The following is a 2,014-nucleotide window of genomic DNA, read 5'->3' as shown; positions in this document are numbered from 1 at the left end:
CGTTGAATGAGTAAGTCACAGCACAACCGCTGTGTCCTCGGGGATTTCACCGGTGTAAAGCACAGCGGATCGTTGGGGCCGTAGGGTCACCGCTTTGCGGTACACCTCGTCTCGGTCCTTACTATGATGGAGTACGTTGCCTCCCACCACCTCAAGCGCATCATTGAGTTGTGGGTCTCCGATCAGCACCCATTCCGAGTCAAATTGCAATTTGATATCCGCAATTGTCATCACTTTGTCCATGACCCATCCCTCACCCTTACAATTTATCTCGGAGGACCCACCTTATCCACACCCGCTTTACGATTTGCGGAAGGCGAACGCCCATCCGGTGCACTGCCTTAAGGTCCTGTACGCCACCCAGCGCTGTGCAGGCGACCAGAAAGAGTGGGGAGCAGTATCCTATCTCTTCTTTGCGTACGCCTTTCTCCTGACCGACCTGACGGCATGCTCAATATCCTTCATGGTCAGCGTGGTCTTCTTGAATGCTTCCCCTGCGATCTTGAAGGCCGCATCGAGCCGGTCTTCAGGAGAGAGAGCAGAGAGGATAAAGTCATCAGGGTTGATCTTTTTCGTCCCACTCACAGCCACGGCACACACCTCCTTCTATGTTGAGGGCATTGTATCCCAAATGATTTTTAAAGTCAGCATTTAACAGTGAGGCGGTTGAGATACGGAATTACAAGCGCTATGACCCTTGACATGGGGGCGGGCTTCATGCGACTGTCCGGTTACAATAACCTCATCGCCTTTTCTCTGCACTGATTCTACGAGGAGCGTATCGTGACACCGCCGGAGCAACATTCTGTTGGCACCATGATTGCGCAGTTCCCCCGAAAGCGAACCTGGCTCTTGCCTGCATTGCAAGCAACGCAAAAGGCCAATGGCTGGTTGAGTCGCGAGAGCCTTGCGACTGTCGCCCTGCACCTGCGGATTCCTGAGAGCGAGGTGTACGGGGTCGCTACCCACTACCCGGAGTTTCGCCTTGTCAAGCCGGGTTCCCGTCTGGTTCGGGTGTGCACAGGCGTAAGCTGCCGTATCCAGGGCGGTCTCACATTGCTCTACGCCCTTCAGGACCGCCTTGGGCTCAAGGCCGGCGAGACATTGCCGGAAGGCACCGTTACCCTCGAAGCTGCCGACTGCCTCTTCAGATGTTCGATGGCCCCTGTCATCGAGGTGGATCACCGCTGCTATGGACGGCTTACCACGGACCGGCTTGACAGCATTTTTAATCCTCCATCTCCTCGGAAATCTTTCGTCTCAGTCCCGGTCTTATCGAAGTCAGGGGGCGACACACCGGTGGCTGCCCTCGGGCAGCTTATCGAACAATCCCTCACTCATCTGCCCTCAGCACTCAGACTCGTCGTCGGCGTGGGGAGTTGCAGCGAGTCGGTCGGAGCCGACCTCCTTATGGATCGGCTTGCAGAGGAGGTTGAGCGCCAAGGGCTGTCCGCAACCGTCGTCGAGGGGGGCTGCAATGGCATGTGCTATGCCGCTCCCGTTGTGGAAGTATACCGACCCAGCTGGCCAAGAATCAGCCTCAAGAGGGTCACGCTGGAGCACATCCCCTCGTTGGTCTCCGCGCTGAAGGCTGACCGCCGTCCCGCTGGAATTGAGGCGGTTGCTTGGCAGGAATCGTCCTGGCGCGACATTCCTGGCCTCAATCAGGAACCCTTCCTCAGCGGCCAGCATCGAGCCGTCCTCGAGCGCTGTGGCGCGGTTGATGCGAATGATCTGGCCGATGCCTTGCGTCAGGGCAGCTACGTCACATTCGCTTGCGCCATTGAGCAAGGCGATCCGATGGCGGTCATTGCCGAAGTCAAAGCGTCCGGCCTGGCCGGGCGCGGCGGGGCGTACTTCGGAGCCGCGCATAAATGGGAGGCCTGCCGAAACGCGACAGGGTCCTCCAAGTATCTCGTGGTCAACGGTGAGGAAGGTGAGCCCGGTATCTTCAAGGACCGCCACCTGATGGAGGGCGATCCGCATCGGCTCTTGGAAGGGATCCTGCTGGCGG

General features: G+C 58.0%; 3 protein-coding genes. 1 reads left to right on the top strand and 2 read right to left on the bottom strand.

Annotated features, from left to right (window positions below):
• Positions 1-15: 15 nt before the first annotated feature.
• Both KGL31_03145 and KGL31_03140 read right to left on the bottom strand, forming a co-directional pair.
• Positions 16-243, bottom strand: coding sequence for a hypothetical protein (locus KGL31_03145; GenBank protein MDE2320902.1), 228 nt, complete (start codon positions 241-243; stop codon positions 16-18).
• A 159-nt stretch (positions 244-402) separates the two neighbouring features.
• Positions 403-591: a hypothetical protein gene (locus KGL31_03140; GenBank protein ID MDE2320901.1), complete on the bottom strand. Its 189-nt coding sequence runs from the start codon at positions 589-591 to the stop codon at positions 403-405.
• A 192-nt stretch (positions 592-783) separates the two neighbouring features.
• Here KGL31_03140 and KGL31_03135 point away from each other — a divergent pair.
• Positions 784-2,014, top strand: a 1,231-nt coding sequence (locus KGL31_03135; protein ID MDE2320900.1) for an NAD(P)H-dependent oxidoreductase subunit E, incomplete at its 3' end; no start/stop codon positions are given.

The organism is Candidatus Methylomirabilota bacterium (genome assembly GCA_028870115.1).
Taxonomy (GTDB): Bacteria; Methylomirabilota; Methylomirabilia; order Methylomirabilales; family Methylomirabilaceae; genus Methylomirabilis.
This window is presented reverse-complemented; position numbering and strand designations above follow the sequence as displayed.